Annotated in this window: 20 protein-coding genes and 1 riboswitch; of the genes, 5 read left to right on the top strand and 15 right to left on the bottom strand. The window is 68.3% G+C overall.

Going from position 1 to position 19,315, the window contains the following annotated elements; translation table 11 throughout:
* Window positions 1–135 precede the first annotated feature (135 nt).
* On the top strand, window positions 136–432 hold the full coding sequence (locus tag D7Y11_RS19355) for a Carotenogenesis protein CarS (protein ID WP_120575497.1): 297 nt from the start codon (window positions 136–138) through the stop codon (window positions 430–432).
* Here D7Y11_RS19355 and D7Y11_RS19350 read toward each other — a convergent pair.
* From D7Y11_RS19350 to D7Y11_RS19335, 4 genes are all read right to left on the bottom strand, one after another.
* A complete protein-coding gene (locus D7Y11_RS19350) occupies window positions 396–1,145 on the bottom strand; it encodes a glutathione S-transferase (protein WP_126934413.1) in 750 nt (249 codons plus the stop codon). The genes D7Y11_RS19355 and D7Y11_RS19350 overlap by 37 nt on opposite strands.
* A gap of 105 nt (window positions 1,146–1,250) precedes the next feature.
* On the bottom strand, window positions 1,251–1,580 hold the full coding sequence (gene sugE, locus D7Y11_RS19345) for a quaternary ammonium compound efflux SMR transporter SugE (RefSeq protein ID WP_120575499.1): 330 nt from the start codon (window positions 1,578–1,580) through the stop codon (window positions 1,251–1,253).
* A 17-nt stretch (window positions 1,581–1,597) separates the two neighbouring features.
* Window positions 1,598–1,669, bottom strand: a riboswitch (guanidine-III (ykkC-III) riboswitch).
* Between the two features lie 46 nt (window positions 1,670–1,715).
* Window positions 1,716–2,186: an NUDIX hydrolase gene (locus tag D7Y11_RS19340; RefSeq protein WP_120575500.1), complete on the bottom strand. Its 471-nt coding sequence runs from the start codon at window positions 2,184–2,186 to the stop codon at window positions 1,716–1,718.
* A complete protein-coding gene (locus tag D7Y11_RS19335) occupies window positions 2,183–3,571 on the bottom strand; it encodes a DUF2380 domain-containing protein (protein WP_126934412.1) in 1,389 nt (462 codons plus the stop codon). Before D7Y11_RS19335 ends, D7Y11_RS19340 begins: the two co-directional genes overlap by 4 nt.
* Window positions 3,572–3,686: 115 nt before the next feature.
* Here D7Y11_RS19335 and D7Y11_RS19330 point away from each other — a divergent pair, with 115 nt between their 5' ends.
* Window positions 3,687–4,454 (top strand): polysaccharide lyase, encoded by a 768-nt coding sequence (locus tag D7Y11_RS19330; protein WP_120575502.1) that lies wholly within the window; start codon window positions 3,687–3,689, stop codon window positions 4,452–4,454.
* A 45-nt stretch (window positions 4,455–4,499) separates the two neighbouring features.
* Here D7Y11_RS19330 and D7Y11_RS19325 read toward each other — a convergent pair whose 3' ends face one another.
* The 3 genes from D7Y11_RS19325 to D7Y11_RS19315 form a co-directional block, all read right to left on the bottom strand.
* On the bottom strand, window positions 4,500–6,251 hold the full coding sequence (locus D7Y11_RS19325; protein WP_126934411.1) for a CotH kinase family protein: 1,752 nt from the start codon (window positions 6,249–6,251) through the stop codon (window positions 4,500–4,502).
* Window positions 6,252–6,372: 121 nt separating this feature from the next.
* Window positions 6,373–7,410 (bottom strand): hypothetical protein, encoded by a 1,038-nt coding sequence (locus D7Y11_RS19320; RefSeq protein WP_126934410.1) that lies wholly within the window; start codon window positions 7,408–7,410, stop codon window positions 6,373–6,375.
* Window positions 7,411–7,458: 48 nt separating this feature from the next.
* Entirely contained in the window at window positions 7,459–8,610 is a 1,152-nt protein-coding gene (locus tag D7Y11_RS19315; protein ID WP_121778656.1) for an AI-2E family transporter, read from the bottom strand.
* 93 nt (window positions 8,611–8,703) lie between these two features.
* Here D7Y11_RS19315 and D7Y11_RS19310 point away from each other — a divergent pair, with 93 nt between their 5' ends.
* The gene (locus D7Y11_RS19310) at window positions 8,704–9,225 is read left to right on the top strand and encodes a hypothetical protein (protein ID WP_121752695.1); all 522 of its coding nucleotides are present in this window, start codon (window positions 8,704–8,706) and stop codon (window positions 9,223–9,225) included.
* A gap of 37 nt (window positions 9,226–9,262) precedes the next feature.
* On the opposite strand, the gene D7Y11_RS19305 is transcribed toward D7Y11_RS19310, so the two are convergent.
* The 3 genes from D7Y11_RS19305 to D7Y11_RS19295 form a co-directional block, all read right to left on the bottom strand.
* Complete coding sequence (locus D7Y11_RS19305; RefSeq protein ID WP_120560766.1) at window positions 9,263–9,385, bottom strand: aminopeptidase; 123 nt, start codon at window positions 9,383–9,385, stop codon at window positions 9,263–9,265.
* A gap of 54 nt (window positions 9,386–9,439) precedes the next feature.
* Window positions 9,440–10,822: a P1 family peptidase gene (locus D7Y11_RS19300; RefSeq protein WP_120594956.1), complete on the bottom strand. Its 1,383-nt coding sequence runs from the start codon at window positions 10,820–10,822 to the stop codon at window positions 9,440–9,442.
* Between the two features lie 66 nt (window positions 10,823–10,888).
* Window positions 10,889–11,548, bottom strand: a complete 660-nt coding sequence (locus D7Y11_RS19295; RefSeq protein ID WP_121778674.1) for a TetR/AcrR family transcriptional regulator — start codon at window positions 11,546–11,548, stop codon at window positions 10,889–10,891.
* 175 nt (window positions 11,549–11,723) lie between these two features.
* Between D7Y11_RS19295 and D7Y11_RS19290 the strand changes: the two genes are divergently transcribed.
* Window positions 11,724–13,154, top strand: a complete 1,431-nt coding sequence (locus tag D7Y11_RS19290) for a carotenoid oxygenase family protein (RefSeq protein ID WP_126934409.1) — start codon at window positions 11,724–11,726, stop codon at window positions 13,152–13,154.
* A 75-nt stretch (window positions 13,155–13,229) separates the two neighbouring features.
* A complete protein-coding gene (locus tag D7Y11_RS19285) occupies window positions 13,230–14,513 on the top strand; it encodes a phosphatidylserine/phosphatidylglycerophosphate/cardiolipin synthase family protein (RefSeq protein ID WP_126934408.1) in 1,284 nt (427 codons plus the stop codon).
* A gap of 63 nt (window positions 14,514–14,576) precedes the next feature.
* Here the strand turns inward: D7Y11_RS19285 and D7Y11_RS19280 are convergent, their stop codons facing one another.
* The 5 genes from D7Y11_RS19280 to D7Y11_RS19260 all read right to left on the bottom strand — a co-directional run bounded on the left by D7Y11_RS19280 (window position 14,577) and on the right by D7Y11_RS19260 (window position 19,263).
* On the bottom strand, window positions 14,577–16,775 hold the full coding sequence (locus D7Y11_RS19280) for an ATP-grasp domain-containing protein (RefSeq protein WP_126934407.1): 2,199 nt from the start codon (window positions 16,773–16,775) through the stop codon (window positions 14,577–14,579).
* Window positions 16,760–17,377: an RDD family protein gene (locus D7Y11_RS19275; protein ID WP_120594961.1), complete on the bottom strand. Its 618-nt coding sequence runs from the start codon at window positions 17,375–17,377 to the stop codon at window positions 16,760–16,762. The genes D7Y11_RS19280 and D7Y11_RS19275 overlap by 16 nt, the downstream gene beginning before the upstream one ends.
* 23 nt (window positions 17,378–17,400) lie before the next feature.
* Window positions 17,401–17,811: a hypothetical protein gene (locus D7Y11_RS19270; RefSeq protein WP_233601627.1), complete on the bottom strand. Its 411-nt coding sequence runs from the start codon at window positions 17,809–17,811 to the stop codon at window positions 17,401–17,403.
* 210 nt (window positions 17,812–18,021) lie between these two features.
* Window positions 18,022–18,990, bottom strand: coding sequence for a porphobilinogen synthase (hemB, locus tag D7Y11_RS19265; protein ID WP_126934406.1), 969 nt, complete (start codon window positions 18,988–18,990; stop codon window positions 18,022–18,024).
* A 63-nt stretch (window positions 18,991–19,053) separates the two neighbouring features.
* Complete coding sequence (locus tag D7Y11_RS19260) at window positions 19,054–19,263, bottom strand: hypothetical protein (RefSeq protein WP_120563278.1); 210 nt, start codon at window positions 19,261–19,263, stop codon at window positions 19,054–19,056.
* Window positions 19,264–19,315 lie beyond the last annotated feature (52 nt).

The raw sequence follows: 19,315 nt of genomic DNA, 5'->3' as shown, positions 1-19,315 counted from the left end.
GGGCGCGGTCGTGGGCGAGCTGGCGTGTGAGCAGGGCCCCGGCCACGTGGCCACCTATCACCTGGGGGCATGGGCGCTGTTGACGCTCGTGACCTGGGCGCTGTCGAAACGACTCAAACCCCGGACCTACGCACCATGAAGCACGACCCCTCGCTCATCTTGATGGAAGACGTGGACGGCGCGCCGGTGCGCATGGGCGCGGCGGTGATGATCGTCCGCACGGAGCCGGATGACTCCGTGTCGGAGCGCTTCCTGGGCCGCGTGGGCGTCGTCGTGGCGCTGGTGTTCGACGATCCGCCCATGCAGTACCCGAGCGACCCGCTCATCCAGGTGCGCGTGGCCGGCGTGGGCGAGGACCTGTTCTTCGCCCGGGAGATCGTCGAGGTGCCCCAGGGTCACTTCGTCGCGTTCGGGTCGTCCAGCTCCGGGTAGTGCCGGAAGATGCCGTGCGGGTTGAAGGGCTGCGCGCGCGGGGATTTCTTGTAGGCAGCGATGCGAGGGCGCTCCGCGATGCGCTGACGCAAGGCCATCACGCCGGGCACCTCGGGCGCGACGCGGCGCATGGCATTGGGAAAGGCATACAGCAGGCCTTCCACCAGTTGGTACAGCGCCAGCTCCGGATAGGAGAAGTCGCGGCCCAGGAGGTACTTCCCGCCGCCCTGCGTGTTTGCCTTCAACACGCGTTCGAAGTAGCCCAGGAACTTCGGGATGCGCTGGGTGCGGAAGTCCTCGGCGCGCTGCTTCGCGGCGTCCTTCTGCTCGTCGTAGTACTTCATCACGGCGAGCGGGTGGTGCGTGTCATGTGCTTCCGCGACCGCGTCCGCGACGGTGAGCTGGAATTGGCGGGCATGGAGACGCGAGGCTTCATCCGCGGGGACCAGGCCGAAGCGTTCCCCCAGGTAGGAGCAGATGTTGGGCGCCTGGGAGAAGACGACGTCGCCCACCTTGAGCACGGGCGGCGCGTACGCGGGCACGGAGCCCTTGGAAATCATGGCCGTGATGGCCTTGGCGCCGCCGCCCTGGGCTTCGGGCAGGAGGCCCACGTCGACCCAGTCCGCGCCCGCCTCCTCCAGCACCAGCCGCACGAACTCGCCCCGGCCGGGGATGCCGGGCCAGTAGTACAGCTCGAACTTCGCGTCGCTCATCGCCGTCACCTCGCGTGATGGGAACCGGCGCGCATCCTGTGCTCGGGGGATGCGCGCTTTGGAAGCCCATCTACGAGGAGGGTTCACTCCCCCACGGTCTTGAGGTCAGTGCGTTCCGCTGGTGACCTTCAGCCCGATGATGGCGACGATCATCAGGACCAGGAAGAACAGGCGCGAGGGCGTGGCGGGCTCATGGAAGAGCACCATGCCCGCGATCGCCGCGCCGGCCGCGCCGATGCCCACCCAGACGGCGTAGGCCGTGCCGATGGGGAGCTGCTTCACCGCGAGGCCCAGGAGGCCCATGCTCGCGATGATGGCGGCCACCGTGAGCACGCTGGGCAGCGGTCGGGTGAAGCCCTGCGTGTACTTGAGGCCCAGCGTCCAGCAGACCTCGAGAAGGCCCGCGATGATGAGGAGGATCCACGACGGCGACATGACGCACGACTCCCGTTAAGGCGTCGTCTTGTCGTGACCGGGTACGGCGCACCTCGTCCGGGCTCGGAAGCCCCACCCTGGGGCTTCCGCACGCGACTCGAAAGCTAACCGGGATGGTCGCCGACCGCTACTCCTTCAGGCTTGCTCGTCAGGCAGCAACGTGAGGAGAAGCTCGTCGTTGGGACCGAGGGGACGCCAGCCTGGCGGGGGTGGATTGGCGCGGAGGGCTCGAATGGCCCGCTCGACCCGCTGCTCGTAGTTATCAGGAGCGTCAGTGGACCAGTAGGCGAGCGCCTTGGCGAGCTGAAATCGGGATTGATCATCCATCTCGGATGGCCATCCCTTCGGAAGGCTGTAGGCGAAGTGACGAACGAACACGTCGCGTACGAACCGTGTGACCTGCTTGCTCCGCTCCGCCTCTACAAGCAGTCCACGGAGGACCTGGACACCCGCGACATCGTCCTTCCCAAGCTCCTCCGCCAGCTCCACGAACGGCATGGCCGGATGCGCCTCTGCGAACGCGGTGAGCGACTTGAAACCACGCTCCTGAAGCCGCTCATGGATGCGAACCTTCCAGTTGCCATTCCAGGAACGCCCGTCCGTCATCGTCTGCTCCCTCGAACGAAATTCATGGAGATGTCGTAGGTCCTCATCCAGTCCGCCACGATGTCCAGGACCTCGTTGCGGGTCAACCTCTTGCCCGCTTCGACTTCAGCTTTGCGAAGCGCCTTCATGATCAGCTGATTCCATTCACCGGGCCAGGTGCGCCCCAGCCGCCAATCACCGCCACCATGTATGGCCTCATGGTGCGAACGCTCCAGGCGGACGCAGAACTGGTCGATGTCCATCGCCCCTTTGAAGCCGCGCTTCTCGAACCACTCCCGGTGCTCTCGCGGCATCACGTGGTGCCGCGGCGCATCCGACATTCCGGCCCCTGCCCTGCCGGTCTCGCGCATGCCACGGACCTCTGGCCCATCACCGAGCGCTTCGCGGACGCCCTTGGGCAGGTCCTGACCGCCCTGCGACATCAGCAGCTGTCCGGCGTGGACGCGGACCGCCGCGCTGACGACTGGCGCGGAGAGGACACCTGCCTGGACGAGCGCCCGCATCCGCTCCCCCCACTCCGCAGAGACGACAATCCGGGAGCCCATCATCACGCCGCCCGACCCCATCACGAGCCCTACGCCAATGGTCGCGGGAGCCGCTGGCGGCAGTCGTGGCAGTGACGCCTTCAGGGACGACACCAGCGTGAGCATTTCCAGGAACCGCGCCGCCGCCACGACCTTCCCGCCCAGCTCCGCCGATGCACGGACACCTTCGCGGATGGACTGGAACTCACGCGTGAGGGCCCCCATCTGCCCTGGCAGCGCGACCGACGCGGACTCCACCTGCTCCGGATCCAATGACTGGAGCCGCTTCAGGCTCGGATCGATCCGCCCCTGCACACGGGCCAGGTCCACGAAGAGCTGCTCGACGCTGTAGAAAGGGCACTGCTCAAGCACGGCATCCGCGAGTTGGAGGAAGTCGAGCCACGCGGCCAACAGCATCGCGCTGGCGAGTGCGGCTTCGATTCGCTGGCCCGACATCCGGAGGAGCCCCTGCGCCAGCTCCGCGTCCGTTACCGCCTCCGAAGCCTCCTCAAGCAACGTGGCGTCCTCGATCAGACCGCGGATCCCGGCCAACTGCCCCGAGCCGTGTTCGAGGTAGCGCGTGAAGACACCGCCGTGCCCGCCGATGCCCGCGCCCCGGTCCTCCAGCCTGGCGAGCCCCCGGGCGATGCCATCCAGTGAGTCCGACACCTCCTGGATGGCATTCCGGACCGCCCGGAACTCCAAGGGAGCCGCCGTCTCTCCTCCCCTGGACCGGCCCTGCCACCCGAGACCCGCGCTCACTCGCGAGCCCTGATGCAGCTCACGCCCCCGCACGGGCGGCCCGGAGGCACACGCCAGGGACATCATCACGACACCCAGCAGCCATCGCATCGCTGTCATGGAGCCTCCTGGAAAGGGGAGCTCCACTCTAACGAGACAAACGAGGCACGAACCTGCTAAGCTTGAAAAACAAGCAATAGCGACAAAGCCGTAAAATTTCAGTGGAGGCTTTTCAATGCAGCCCAAGCATTTCGCCGTCGCCGCTAGCGTGTCGCTGTTCGCGCTGGGGCTGAGCGCGCAGGCGGCGGAGATCTTCCGCAACACCGGAACACTCACCGGATGGAACTCCATCAACCGGGAGCACAACGGCTCCGTGAACGAGGTCACCAACGTCACCTATGAGGGCCCCACCGCCATCAAGGTCACGCAGATCTACGACCCGAACTACACGGGCCGGTACCACTCGGAGGTGGTGAGGAACAACGTCTACCGCCGCGGCGACACGGGCTTCTATGGCTTCACGTTCCGCCTGCAGCAGGACTGGCAGTTCCAACCCCAGTCCTACAACATCGCGCAGTTCATCGCGGACTTCTCCAACACCGGCTGCGACGACTACATGCCGTCCACCATGGTGTGGCTGTCCGGCAACCAGCTCTACACGCGCGTCAAGCAGGGAACCGTCTGCAACCAGAAGACCGTCACCTTCCCCAGTCTGGCCACCGTGAGCGCGGGGGAATGGCACAAGGTCATCATGCAGGTGAAGTGGGCAAGCGACAGCACCGGCTACATCAAGCTCTGGTTCGACGGCGTGAAGGTCCTGGAGCAGTTCAATCTGGCGACCACCGTGGCTGACGACCGCTACTTCCAGTTCCGCGTCGGCCTCTACGCCAATGGCTGGCACGACAGCGGCTCCATGCAGGGCTCCCAGCCCAACCGCAGCATCTGGTTCGACGAAATCGCCGCCGGCACGACGTTCGCCGACGCCGACCCTTCGCAGTGGTAGTCCCGGTGGGCGCGGCGAGGTCCTCCCCCCGCCGCGCCGCCAACCTCACGGCAGCTGTGACTGGAACGCGCCCCACCGCGTGTGCACCCACTGCCGGATGTACTCCACCTCCTCCGCGTGGGTCTTGAAGTCCTGGCGCAGGTGCCAGTCCGGGAAGTTGCCGTACCCTCCGTCGCTCCCCGCCTCCGGCTTCGCGAAGTCGCGGTACTCCGTTGCCCACCGCGCCTCGTCTCGCTGCGCGTTCGGACCCAGCTCCTGCACGTAGCCGTCGATCATGGCCTGCACCGCGGCCTCGCTCAGCTCGTTCTTAAGGGCCTGGCGGTAGCGCTCGCGCATGGGGCCCGCGATGGTGGGCTCCGCCAGCATCCGCTTGAAGAGCAGGTTGTCATACGCATAGGTGGGCCGCGCCGTGGCGCTGGTGCGCGTGGTGTCGTAGTTCTGCCCGAAGCTCGCGTCCAGGTCCCACGGGATGAAGCGCCACGGTCCGCCCGCCTTGGGGTCATACGCGTGATAGGCGTTCTTCCCCTGCGAATCATTGCCCTGGATGAGCGTATTGAAGATCCACCAGTCCTCGTAGTCCCGCGCCTTCAGCTTCGTGCCGAACTCCTGGCGGAAGCCATCCGCGCTGGAGTCCGCCACCCACGCGACGAAGGCGTCCAGCGTGTCGAAGGCGTGGGCCTGGTTCTGCTCGGGCGTGCCCTCGTCCTTTTCGAAGCCGACGTGGAGGTGCTCCTTCGTCTGCCCATTGCGCTTGAGGCGGGAGAAGTTGGCGTCCGCGTCCACGCCCTTGAAGAGGTCCGAGTCGTCGTCGATGCCGTTCCACTCCATCAGCCGCTTGTCCACGTGGTCCGCCGCCGTGTAGAGGCCGCGGTACTTGTTGTTCGCGTACACCACCACGCTGAAGGTGCGGATGCGCACGGCTTCAGGCGACAGCCGGTTCCACAGGTCGAACGCCAGCCGCGAGCGCAGGTATGAGTTGTCATTGAACGGCGTGATCAGCACCAGGCGCTTGCGGTCCTTGAAGCCGTCGCCGAAGACGGGCTCGGAGAACAAGTCGTCCTCCGCGAACTTGAAGGTCAGGCTGCGCTTGGGGAACACGCTGGACGTGGCCCCGCGGTACTTCGCTTCCATCGTGAAGCGGTGGCCCCGGTACACCACCTCCGCGGGCCGGTAGCCTCCGGCCGTCAGGCCCACGGCCGGGTCGAAGAACAGGTGCACCACGGGCAGCCCGTACTCCTCCGTGTAGGCCGCGGGGTCGACGATGTCGACCTTGCCCGACGCGTTGTCATTGTTGGCCACGCCCACCTTGAGCGTGCCCGTCTCGTCGGTGGTGCGCTCCTCCAGCGTGAGCATCCACACCGCGCCCTGGTTGAGCGCGGGCGTCCAACGCAGCGTGGCGGTGGACTCGTCGAACGTGGCGCCCTGAGGCAGGTTCTTCACCCCGAAGCGCAGCCCGGCCTCCTTGAGGCCCGTCGCGCACGTCACCTGCGCGGTGAAGGCCTCGCCCTCCAGCACCCAGCGCGTGTGGCCCGCGGTGGGCGCGCAGGCCCGCGGTGCCGTGCCCGCATCCTCGGCTCCCGCGTCCGGCGTTCCGGTGCCCGCGTCGGACTGCGAACCCGTTCCCGCGTCGGATTGCGGGTGCGTGCCCGCGTCGGATTGCGGGTGCGTGCCCGCGTCGGAGTCCGTGCCGGAAGGCGTGTCGTTCGTGGGCGACTGGGTGTCACCGCCGCCGCACGCCACCAGAGCGAAGCACGCCAGCCCCGCCAGTCCCCGCGTCCACCATCGCCTTGTTCGCACCGAGCAGCGTCCCCCTTGCGTCACGGGCCTGTGACAGGCCGTGGAGGCAAGGGGTAGTCATCGTTCCGGAGTGCCGACACCCGCGCTTCAGGGTGATGTCGCACGCCCGACAGCGTCAACGTCAGTACGTCACGATCAAGCCAGCGTGCAGGCTGGAGTACGTCTCCTCGGCCGCGCCTCCGTTGTTCCAACCGGTGAGCGTGCCGGGCCCGGAGAAGCTGTCCTTGAAGTGCTCCAGGTGCCAGGCCACCTCGTAGCCGAACGGTCCCCAGATGTCCCCGGACACGCCCAGCTCCGCGCTCCAGCCGAAGCTGGACACGGACGTGCCGTAGTCGCGGACCTCCAGCGCCCGCCGGCCCCCGTCCGCGTCCGGCGAGTGCCCCGGCTTGGGCGACAGCAGGAGCCCGCCCGACGCGTCCAGCCGCACCGAGCTGAACAGCGGCACGGACAGGTCCACCGCCACGGACGGGAACACGCGGTGCGTGCCGGTCAGCGGGTTGTCCGTGGACTGCTCCACGTCGAACGCGCGCGTCTGGATGCCGGCGCGCGCGCCCACGTAACCCTGCTGCGGCCGCGTCGTGCCAAAGCGGAAGTAGTAGCGATACATCGCCTGCGCGGTGAAGGCCGTGTCCGTGGCGGACACCTCGCGCACCGGCGTCTGGCCGCCGTCCCCGGTGAGCGTCACGTCGGAATTGGAAAAGCCCCGCTGCGCCCCCAGCTTGAACCCCAGCCCGCGCAACACCGACGGGGTGGCGCGCGCCAGGGGCAGCACCTCCACCTCCAGCGCCAGCCCCAGGTACGGATACGACGACGTGAAGTCCGACGTGTCCCCGAGCTGATCCTCCTCCGGCAGCCTGTCGTACGCGCCGCAGCTGTCCACGCCGGGCCGCGCGCAGTAGCGCCGCCACGTTGCCGTCAGGGACAGGTTGAGCCGCACCCAGGTGGGCGCGCCCACCTCCGGCTCCACCTTCGACTGCGCCTTGCCTGACGGTCCGGTGCCCAGCCGCAGCGACAGCCACGCGGGGGACTCCCGGGTGCCATGGAAGGCCGGCGGCGTCAGGACGTCGGAGGCCGCCGCGGCCGGAGCCGACAGGGCTCCGACGAGGGCCAGGGTCCGCGGCAGTCCCGAGAGGACCCTCGCGCTTCGGGTGGTCGTCATGCTCCGGTCAGGTTCACCCAGCGCCGGGGCGAAGTCCAGGCTCGGGGCTCAGGCGTTCATCACGTGACCCACGCTGGCCGCGGAGGGCACCGGCGCGGGCTGCGGGGTGAGCGAAGGCGAGGAATCCTGGGACACCACGGGTGCAGGCTGGGATTCCTGCGCACGACCCAGGAAGTCGCGCCGGTAGATGCGCACCATGGCCATGAAGATGGACGCGATGAGCGGCCCCACCAGCAGGCCCATCATCCCGAACACCGCCAGCCCGCCGAACATGGACAGGAAGACGAGCAGCGGGTGCAGCGCCATGCGCGAACCGCACAGCCTGGGGCGGATGACGTTGTCGATGCTGCCCACCAGGAACGTGCCCCACGCGAGCAGGAACACGCCCTCGCTCACCCGGTTCGCCGCGACGAGGATGACGCCAATGGGCCCCCACACGAGCGCGGTGCCGCCCACCGGAACCAGCGCCACCAGCACCATGGCCGCCCCCCACACACCTGCGTGCGGCACGCCCGCGATGAGCAACCCCACGAAGCCCACCGCGCCCTGCACCAGCGCGGTGACGGTGTTGCCGTAGATGATGGCGTACGCGACGTCCGTGAACTCGTGGGAGAAGGCGTCGAAGTAGCGGCGCTCCAGCGGAATCAGCCGCGCCACCTCGTTCACCAGACGACGGCCGTCCAGGAAGAAGTAGTACATGGCGACCGTCATCAGGAACATGTTGACGATGAGCTCCGTGCCGGCGCCCACCACGTCCGCGAGCAGCCCCGCGCCGCCCGACACCGCCGTCATCAACAGGCGCTCCGTCTCCGAGCTCTCCGGATCGAAGTGCACGTAGCGGGAAAGGCCCCGGGGCAGGCTGTTGAGGAAATGGTGACGCAGGTCCACCTGATCCAACAGGTCCTGCGCCTGGCCCACGAACTGGAGCACCTCCCGGGCCACCATCCAGCCCACCAGGGCCAGCGGGGCGAGAATCAGCAGGAACACCGCGAGGGTGGACAGTCCGGCCGTCAGGGACTTGCGGCCCTGGAGCCGCCGGTCCAAGGAGTCCTGGATGGGCATGAACAGGACGACCAGGAAGCCGCCCAGCAGCACCGGCATCAGGAACGGCAGCAGGATGCGTGAAAAGAGAATCAGCGCGAGCGCGAACAGCCCCGCGAAGATGAAATTGGACCACCGCTTCGAATCGCCCGCCGTCACCGCCCCACCCCGTCCCCCAGAACGACTGCACACAACGTAGGAATGGTTATTCCCACCAGGAAGTCCGCTCCTCGCTTCACCAAGAGGCCATCCATGACTTCTGGACGTTTCGTTCCCCTGGCAGCCGTCGCCACCGCAGTGGTGTCCAGCACCTTCCTGATGCTCGCTCCCGCTGGCTGCGACGAGAGCCAGAGCGTGGCATGCACCGACAACTGCCCCGCCGTGGAGGGCGCGTATCCGCTGACGTTCCTGGGGGACGCGGGCCTGTCCGCCGAGTGCGTGAACCTGAACGTCCAGCCGCTGGCGGACGGCGAGGTGCTGAACATCCAGCGCACCGGGGGCAACGCGCTCACGGCCTCACTGGCGGGGGTGGCGCTGACGGGTCAGGTGTACGCGACCGGCGACCTGACGCTGATCGGCACGCCGCTGCCCAGCGGCGACGGCGGGGTGAGCGCCACCTACACCCTCACCGCGACCCACACCGGCGGAGCCGAGGACGGAGGCCTGGGCCAGAGCAACCTGACCGGGAACTTCAGCGGCCAGTTCTCACGCGTCCAGGGGACCAGCGCCCAAAGATGCAACGTGGCGCGCCCCTTCACGGCGACCCGGCAGTGAAGCCAGGGCCGCCGGGAGCGGCGCCAGGGCGGCAGAACTACTTCTTCTTGCCTTCGGCGGCTGCGGTCTTGGCGGCTTCCTTCTGCTTCTTGATCCGCTTCTTCCAGTGCTGACGGATCTTCATCTGCACGCGGCGGTGCTTGCTCTTGCTGTTGGCCATGTGGGTGGCTCCTGGTCTCCGGAATGGAGCAAAGGGGGCTTACCTATCAGAAGCCTACGGGCTCCCGGAAGAGGAACCCTCGGGGTCCCCCGGGACAGGCGCCGCGTTCGCTTCCGGCGAGGGCCCTGGCGCCCCGTCCGGAGGGGGTTCGTTGGGGGCCGGACGGGTCGGGAAGGGAATGCCCTCCGCGCCGCGGACCTGGGTGGGCAGGGCGCTTCCCAGCGTCACCTCCCCCTCCCGGTCCTCGTCGCTGGGGCGCTCCTTGGAGGCCGGGGCGCTCGTCTGGTGGGGGCGCTTCTTCACCGAGGCGAAGATGGGACGGCAGGCGTCCACGAAGCGGCGGACCTCGTCCAGGGGCAGCGCTGGCGAGTAGTTGTCATTCACCCCCGTCATGGGCTCCGCCATGCACATGGCGTTGAGGATGGCCTCCTCCGTGGCCTCCATCACGGCCTCGTAGAGGGGGTCCAGACGCTGATCCAGGAGGATCTTCATCTTGTAGACCATCTTCTGGGTGCGCCTGGGGATGATGTTCGCGGTGGAGAAGCCCACCACGATTTCACCCGAGCCGTGCGCCGCGTAGCTGCCCACCCGGCCAATGCCCAGGCCCACGCGCTTGCAGAGGCGGTTGATCTGATGGCTCAGGAGCGGCGCGTCCGTGGCGACCACGGCGATGATGGAGCCGTAGGACTTGCCGCGGTGGGGGGTGTTCTTGAACTTCTCCACCAGCACTTCGCCCACGGGCAAGCCGCCCACGCGCAGGTTGTGCATCTTCCCGAAGTTGGACATGACGAGCACGCCCAGCGTGTAGCCGCCCAGCACCTCCGGCAGCTTGCGCGAGGACGTGCCGATGCCGCCCTTGAAGTCGCACGTCACCATGCCGGTGCCGCCGCCGACGTTGCCCTCCTGCACCGGCCCGGACTTCGCGGCGTTGATGGCGGCGAAGACGTGCTCCTGGCGCACGTGGCGGCCGGAGACGTCGTTGAGCCACGAGTCGTCGCACTCGCCCACCACGGGGATGATGACGTCGTGCTCGTCACCGATGCCCGGGTAGCGTTGGACCAGGTAGTTGGCCACGCCGTCGGACACGGCGCCCACGGCCATGGTGTTGGTGAGGAGGATGGGCGTTTCGACGAGGCCCCACTCCATGAGCTGCGTCATGCCGGAGACCTCGCCCGCGCCGTTGAGCACGAAGCCGCCTCCGCTCATGCGTTCCATGAAGATGTTGCCCAGGTTGGGCAGGATGGCCGTGACGCCCGTGCGCACCGGACCGTAGCCGGGGCGTAACGGCCCCGAGCCTTCGATGATGGTGGTGTGGCCCACCAACACGCCTTCCACGTCGGTGATGGCGTTGTACTTCCCCGGCTTGAAGCGCCCCAGCGGAAGTCCCAGCTCCCGCGCCCGGACCCTCGGCCCATTCTCTTCCGGTATCCGCACCATGGCGCCGACCGTACCCGACAATCTCCTACGGTCAACCCTGCTTTCCCTACCAACTGTCCCGAAGGTTCAGCCGCGTGCGGGCGGCTTCAGCCCCTCGACGAGCAGCCGCGTCTGCACGCGGGCGAGCGCCTCCGCGGCCTCCGCGCCCTGCTGCGACTCACCGAGCTGCTGGTCCACGAACAGCGAGGCGAGCCCGTGCACGAGCGACCACGCGGTGAGCGTGAGGGGCCGCGACTCGCCGGGGCGCAGGAGGCCCGCCGCCTGTCCGGCCTCGATGCTGCTCACCAGCAACGTGAAGGCACCCTGCTCTCCTTCCGGCTCCGGGGGCGGTGACATGGGCCGGGTGAAGTGCGGGCCGAACATCACCCGGAAGTGCGGCGGGTGGCGCATGGCGAACAACACGTAGGCCTCGCCCGCCGCGTACAGCCGCTCCAGGGGTCCGGTGTGCGGGGCCATGCGCTCGCGCATCTCGCGCGCCATGGCGCGGAAGCCTTCGTGCGCCACCGCCTCCAGCAGCGCCTCCTTGTCCGCGAAGTGCCGGTACGGCGCCGCGTGGGTGACGCCCGCCCGCCGGGCCACCTCCCGCAGGGACAGCGCGCCGAAGCCCTCCTCGGCGATGAGCGCCACCGCCGCGTCCACCAGCGCCTGGCGCAGGTCTCCATGGTGGTAGCGGCCCTTGTCCTCGGGTGCCTCCGCCGCCTGCTTCCGCTTGCCCCGCGTCGCCACCGTCCGTGCCTCCTCATGCGCCCACTGTCGCCCGCGTGACTTGACCATCCAGCGCGCGAAGTTTCCAGCGTCAACATCCATGTTGACACCGACAACATGCAATGTTTACAGTGTCTACAAGATGGGCGGCGCGGGGTTCTCTCGCGCCCTACGTTGCACTGGAAAGGGAGCCGTCATGACGACCGCGATGAAGCAGACGATGTCCTCCTCCGCGCCGGGCTGGCTGCGGGCGTTCCGCACGCTCCCCCGCCAGCACGGCTTCGAGCCGCTGCGGGTGGAGGGCCAGGTGCCGGAGGGGCTGCGGGGCTCGCTGTACCGGGTGGGGCCGTGGACGTTCGACGTGCACGGCCGGCAGTACCAGCACTGGTTCGACGGGGACGGCGGGATGCTGGGCGTGCGCTTCGGCGCGGACGGGGTGACGGGCGCGTCGCGGCTGCTGGACACGCCCACCATGGTGGCGGAGCGCGAGGCGCACTCGCAGCGCTACGGCGCGTACGGCACGCCCACGCCGCTGCTGCACAAGCTTCGCAACGTGCGCAAGAACTCCGCGAACACGTCCGTGATGGCGTGGAACGGCAAGCTGTACGCGCTCTTCGAGGGCAGCATTCCGGTGGAGGTGTCCCAGGACGACCTGTCCACGCTGGGCGAGACGGACTTCGACGGCACGGTGGTGGAGACGTTCTCCGCGCACCCGCACCGCGTGCCGTCGCGCAAGGCGTCCTACAACTTCGGCATCCGCTACGGCCGCGAGACGCTGGCGGACCTCTACGCGCTGCCGGATGGCGGCAAGGCGCAGCGGCTGGGCGCGGTGAAGCTGCCGGGCGCGACCATGGTGCACGACTTCATCGCCACGGACCGCTACCTCGTCTTCTTCCTGTCACCGCTGCGCTTGAACCTCTTCCGCATGCTGCTGCGGATGGGCACGTACTCGGAGAACCTGCGGTGGAAGCCGGAGGCGGGCACGGAGGTGCTGGTGGTGCCCATCGATGACGTGGCGCACCCGGTGCGCATCACCACGGACGCCTTCTACCTGTGGCACTTCGGCAACGCGTACGAGCAGGGCGACACGCTGGTGGTGGACTACGTGCGCTACCCCGACTTCACGACGAACCAGTGGCTGGGCGAGCTGGTGCACGGCGCCACGTCCCTGGACGCGAAGGGCATGCTGCACCGGGCGGTGGTGGACCTGAAGGCACGCACCTTCCGCACCGAGCAGCGGCTGGACGTCAGCTGCGAATTCCCCCGCGTGGCCCCCAGCGTCGTGAACCGCGAGAACCAGACGGTCTACGTGGGCACGCACCGCAGCGACGAAGCCCGGCGCGGCCTCTTCGACGGCGTGGCGCGCGTGGACGTGGCCACGGGCCGCATGACGACGGCGTCCCTGGGCGACGGCACCTACCCCTCCGAGCCCATCTTCGTCCCCCGCCCCGGCGGAAGCGCCGAGGACGACGGCTGGGTGCTCACGCAGGTGTTCGACGTGAAGTCGGACACGTCCCACATCGCCGTGCTGGACGCGCGCCACCTGGAGGACGGCCCCGTGGCGCGCTGCCACTTCGATCACGCCCTGCCCCCGACCTTCCATGGCGGCTTCGCGCCGACCAAATGACACTGACTCCCGCTTTCTCCGCTTTCCATACCATTTCAGCTTAAATGGTTGGAGACGGAGAAACGGAGGCAGGTCATGAGAAGGCTGTTGGCGGTGGCAGGACTGGTGGTGCTTGCGCTCACCGGGTGTCAGCCCGAGGCGCAGACGGATCCGAACCTGGCGGAGCAGGCCCAGGGCGCGACGAACGTGCCCGGGCTCTACGCCGTCTTCAACCAGCCGGACAACACGGGCACGCGGGACTACCGCATCAAGGACGAGGTTGCCCGGCTGATCCAAAACAGCCCCAAGGGTTCATACATCCGCATCGCCATGTTCCTGTGGACGACGGACCACCTGAACGCGGCCATCAAGGCGGCGCTGTGCCGGGGCGTCATCGTGCGGCTGGTGGTGGACGAGCAGAACGGCGGCGCCGCTTCGGAGTTCTCCGCGGGCGGCGTCATCCATGACCTGAGCAGCTACGTGCCCCCGGCGGCGACGTGCCCGGACGGCTTGAGGCTGGAGCTCACGCGGTGCAACGGCACGGGCGCGGGCAGTGCGTGCATCGCGGGCTTCGACCGCGAGGGCACCATCATGCACGACAAGATCTTCACCTTCTCCACCACCACGGATCCGCAGGGCAACCGCATCCAGCGCGTCGTGGTGCAGGGCTCCTGGAACAACACCTACTCCCAGAACAACTATTGGAACGACATGGTCGTCAGCTACGAGGACTGGGACTGGTACGACTACTGGGTCGGCTACCACAACGACCTGCGCGGCGGCACGAAGACGACGGACTACTACAACCCCACCACGGGCCAGGGTTACTACAGCTCCCCCAACGCGCCGTGGACCGCCTACTTCTTCCCGCGCACGGGCAACGACAACGAGCTGTCCAGCGACACCGTGACGAACAACTTCACGGACTACATCAAGACGTACGTGTCGGGCTGCACGCTGGACGTGAACCAGAACCACTTCAACGACAGTCGCGTCATCGTGGCCACGGAGCTGGTGCGCATTGGCAAGCTGGGCTGCCGAGTGCGCGTGCTCTACACGGACATGGACGCGGGCATCAAAACGAAGCTCACCGGCGCGAAGAACATCACCCTGCGCCAGCTCTACGACGTCTCCGCCAACAACGTGAAGACGAGCGACGGCACGCCACGCGAGGTGCTCACGCACAGCAAGCACTTCGTCTACTCGGGGAACTTCAACGGGACGGTGCGCAAGATGGTGCTGACGGGCTCGCACAACCTGTCCAAGAACTCGCTGCGGTACAACGACGAGAACCTGGTGAAGTTCTACTCGGACGCGCTGTGGCAGGCGTACCACGACAACTTCGAGAAGGGCTGGGCCCAGTCCCTCAACGACGGCTGAAATGAAACGGGGACGGCGCCTTTCGGGCACCGTCCCCTTCCCTGCCCGCGCTTCAGCGGACGCTCAGGACTTGAGCTCCGGACGCGGCGGAGGCGTCGGCTCCTGCGGTGAGGCCGTCGCGGCGGCAGTGGCGTTGGCCCGCGCGTTCTGCTCCTCGATCCGCTGCACGACCTTGTTGAGCGGCGGCGCGTGGGTACCAGCCGGGTTCTCCGTCTGGGCCCGGCGCGCCTCGCGTTCCTTGTAGCGGCGGATGGCGGGGGCCATGATCTCGCCAATCAGCGTCCGGTAGTCCATGCCGGCACCCGCCGCGATGAGCACCAGGTCGCTCCAGCCGGGCGTGAGGCCGGGCAGCGGGTTGCACTCGATGAAGTAGATGCGCCCCTTGTCGTCCATGCGGAAGTCGATGCGCGCCACGTCGCGGCACCCCAACGCCATGAACGAGTTGCGCGCCGCCGTGCGCAGCTTCTCCAGCAGCGCGGGTTCGATCTTCGCGGGCGCGTCGTAGCGGATGCGGTCCGTCCAATCCAGCTTGTGCTGGAAGCTGTAGACCGGGTTCTTCTCCGCCTTGTCCAGGAAGACGATCTCCATGGGCGGCAGCACGCGCGGACGGCGCTCGCCCAGCAGGCCCACCGTGAACTCGCGGCCGCCGATGTACTCTTCAATCAGCGCGGGCTGCTGGTACTTGCCGGCGATCTCCTTCACCACGTCGCGCAGCTCCGTCTCGGAGTAGCAGACGCTCTTGGTGACGACGCCCTTGGAGCTGCCCTCCGCCACCGGCTTCACGATGAGCGGGAAGGAGGTGAACTCCTTGTTGAGGCGCTCCTTGCCCGTGACCATCAGCTGGAAGTTGGGCGTGAGGATGCCCGCCTGACGGACGATCTTCTTCGCCAGCGCCTTGTCCAACGCGAGCGACAGCGTCGCCGGATCAGAGCCCGTGTACGGGATGTCCAGCAGCTCCAGCATCGCCGGCACCTGGCTCTCGCGGTTGCGGCCCTTGAAGCCCTCCGCGATGTTGAAGACGACGTCCAGCGGCGTGCTGGAGAGCACTGTCGGCAGCTCCGCCGTGGCCTCCAGGTCGATGACTTCGTGGCCCCAGGAGGCGATGGCCTCGCGGATGGCCTGGAGGGTGTTGGGCGAGTCGTACTCGGCCTCGCTGTCCTCCTGCACCGTCTCCGCCGTGGCGCTGGGCTTCACGCGCTTCACGTTGAAGCTGAAGCCCACGCGCAGCGGACCGGACTTGCGCGCGGGCCGGCCCTGGCGGCTCTTGGAGTCGCGGATCTTGTGGCGCTTGCCCGCGCTCTGGATGATGGAGTTGATGACCCCGTCCAGGTGCAGCCCTTCCAGCTCCGCCGCGGCGTAGATGCCCGCGCCCGGCTCCAGGCTGGGCAGCGCGTTGATCTCCAGGAAGTACGGCACGCCCGCGTCGGACACGCGGAAGTCCAGCCGGCCCAGGTCGCGGCAGTCCAGCACCTGCAAGATTTTCTGCGCCATCTTGCGGACGTCCTCGGACATCTTCGCCGGGATGTTCGCGGGGGCGCGCACGGAGACGGCCTTCTCCCGGCGCGTCTTCAGCTCGTAGTCGTAGATGGCGTACTTGCGGCCCTGCGCGGCCTCCGGGTCGATGACGTACTCCACCGGCGCGAGCACGCCGTCGAAGTCGTTGTCCACCGCGGCCAGGAACGGCACCGTGAGGTCGCGCCCGCTGATGTACTCCTCCACCAGCACGCCCGCCGGGTACTTCTCCAGCGCCTTGGCCACCTTCTCCCGCGCCTGCTCCAGCGTCTCCGCGACGGAGTCCTGGGTGATGCCCTTGGAGGAGCCCTCGAAGTTGGGCTTCACGATGACGGGGAAGCGCAGGTTCTCCGGCTGCAGCTCGCTGAGCTTCTCCACGTACTGCCAGCCCGGCGTGCGGATGCCGTGCTTGGAGAGGATGAGCTTGGTGAGCTGCTTGTCCAACGTGAGCGCCAGCGCGTACGCGTCCGAGCCCGTGTACGCGAAGCCCAGCTCGTCGAAGAGCGCCGGGTAGAACGCCTCACGGAAGCGGCCGCGGCGGCCTTCCGCCGTGTTGAAGATGAGGTCCGGGCTGTACGCCTCCAGGCGGGCGACGGTGCGCGACGCGGGGCCGCTCACCTCGAAGCGCTCCAGGCGATGGCCCAGCCGCTCGATGGCTCCCGCCAGCGTGTTCACCGTCTCCTGCGTGTCGAACTCCGCCTCTTCTTCCGAGTCCGAAAGCCGCAGGTTGTAGGTCAGCGCGATGCGCATGGCTTACCCCGTCTCCCTTTCCTGAATGCCTTGCCGCGGCGCACTTTCGCCGCTGACATCAAACGACCCGGGGCGCGCGTGGCGGCCACCGGCGTGCGGGCTGCAACCGTCGCGCCCGCGACAACCTTCCCGTCCACCACCTGCGTCTGCGCCCAGGTGTCCCCCAGCCGCAGGCCCAGCGGGTCGCGCAGCACGCGCCACGCCTCCACGCCGCCCATCACCACGAAGCCCGCCAGGGCGGCCACCACGCCATGCGGCGCGGGCATCATCCCCAGCAGCACCACCAGCGCGAGCGGCGCGTTGCGAAGCGTGCTGTCACGGTGCCGCGCGGCCGAGCGCGTGGGCAGGTGCATCACCTTCACGCCGAAGATGCGCTTGCCCACGCTCTGCCCCTGGAGCATCCCGTCCGCGAGCAGCAGGAACAGCAACGCCACCACCGCGCCCGCCGCGCCACACACCACGTACAGGCCCCAGGCCACCGCGCAGTCGATGATGCGCGCGCCCAGGCGCAGGAGCAGCGACGCCTTCGGGTACGGGGAGTCCGGCCCCGCGTCCTCCTGCACCAGCCGCAGCACGCGGCCCGCGCTCCGGCCTTCCGCCATGAGACTGCGATCGGGGGCGGTGCTCACTCCTCGGGCTCCAGCGTGAGACCCTCTTCGGTGGGCTCCGGCTCGTCCAACCCCGCCAGCTTCGCCAGCCGCTCGTGCGCGGACAGCGGGTGGACGAAGGGCACCACCGTCTGCGCGTGCTCTCCGGCGTGCTCCGCCGCCAGTCGCGCCGTGGGGCTTCCGCCTTCCGACATGCGCAGCAGCTTCTGCCGCGCGTTGTCTTCGTCGTGCCGCGCGGCCTCGCCCTCGCGGGTGAAGAAGATGAAGGCCATGGCCGGGCGCTTGGAGGACTCGCGCATCGCGAACTGCACGCCGTCCAGGTTCCAACCCTTGGCCGTCCACTCGTTCAAGGTGCGCTCCAGCGCTCCCTCGTCCACCGTGGACAGCTCCACCACTTTGTACTGCAACGGCCCGGGTTCACGGACCACCGGAGCGCGGCCCTTCCCGGGGCGCTGGCTCGACGGGGTGCGCGGTGCAGGGCCCTTACGGACCTTGGACGTCGCGCCACGTCTGGGCGGAGGCTTCTCGGTTCTGCGTCCCGGCCGCTTCTTCTTTGTGGGCATCGTTGTGGGGACCATTTGGGCGCAAGCGGCGGAAGCGATCAAGCCTTCCGCCGAACACGGGCGCCCGGGTGTCGCCTACAGGAGCTTGGCCGCTTCCAGGGCGTGGTAGGTGATGACCAGGTCGGCGCCCGCGCGCTTGATGGATGTGAGGACCTCCAACATCACGCGCTCGTAGTCCACCCAGCCGTTCTGCCCGGCGGCCTTGAGCATCGCGTACTCGCCGGAGACGTTGTACGCGGCGAGCGGCAGGTCGAAGTTCTCCCGCAGCGCGCGGATGACGTCCAGGTACGACAGCGCCGGCTTCACCATGATGAAGTCCGCGCCCTCCTCCACGTCCAGCGCCGTCTCGCGGATGGCCTCGCGCACGTTGCCGGGGTCCATCTGGTAGCCACGGCGGTCGCCGAACTGCGGCGTGCTCTGCGCGGCCTCACGGAACGGACCGTAGAAGCCAGAGGCGTACTTCGCCGAGTACGCCATGATGGGCGTGTCCTGGTGCTTCACCTCGTCCAGCGCCTTGCGGATGGCGCCGATGCGGCCGTCCATCATGTCCGACGGAGCGATGATGTCCGCGCCCGCCTGCGCGCAGGTGACGGCCATCTGGGCCAGCAGCGGCAGCGTGGCGTCATTGGCCACGTGGTTGCCGTCCAGCACGCCGCAGTGGCCGTGGTCGGTGTACTCGCACAGGCACACGTCCGCGATGACTTGCAGGTCCGGCTCCGCGGACTTGATCTCCCGGATGGCGCGCTGGACGATTCCGTCCGTCGCGTACGCCTGGGTGCCGCGCGCGTCCTTGTGGTCCGGGATGCCGAAGAGGATGACGGAGGGCACGCCCAGCGACTTCGCGAGCTTCGCCTCCTTCACCGCGTGCTCCAGCGAGAAGTTGAAGACGCCCGGCATGGAGGAGATGGGACGGCGAACGTCCCGGCCTTCCACGACGAACAGCGGATAGATGAAGTCCGTGGGCGAGAGACGCGTCTCTCTCACCATGTCACGGAGGGCCGCCGAGCGGCGCAGCCTGCGGGGACGGTGGACGGGGTGGGCCATGGGTCGCCGGTATAAACCGCCGGGCCCCGCGCTTCACCCCTTCCGCGTCCTGAATCCGCCTGCTCAGCCGGCGACGGGGCGCCAGGTCAGCTGCTGGCGGCGGGAATCGCGCGCCATGCGGTCGGCCCGCCGCCCGGCCAGGTCCGCCTCGTACAGCGCCCGGGCGTAGCGCACCCGCGCCGCCTCGGTCCCGGTGTTCAGCTCCCGCTCGGCGGCCTCCAGCTCACGGCGCGCGTCCTGAAGCTGCTGCTCGGTCCCGTTTGCCCACGTCATGCCCATGTCTCCCGTGTGGTGTGTCCGCGAGGGTTGGCGTTTCGTCCCGCGG

The organism is Corallococcus sp. AB018 (assembly GCF_003986945.1).
GTDB lineage: Bacteria > Myxococcota > Myxococcia > Myxococcales > Myxococcaceae > Corallococcus > Corallococcus exiguus.
This window is presented reverse-complemented; position numbering and strand designations above follow the sequence as displayed.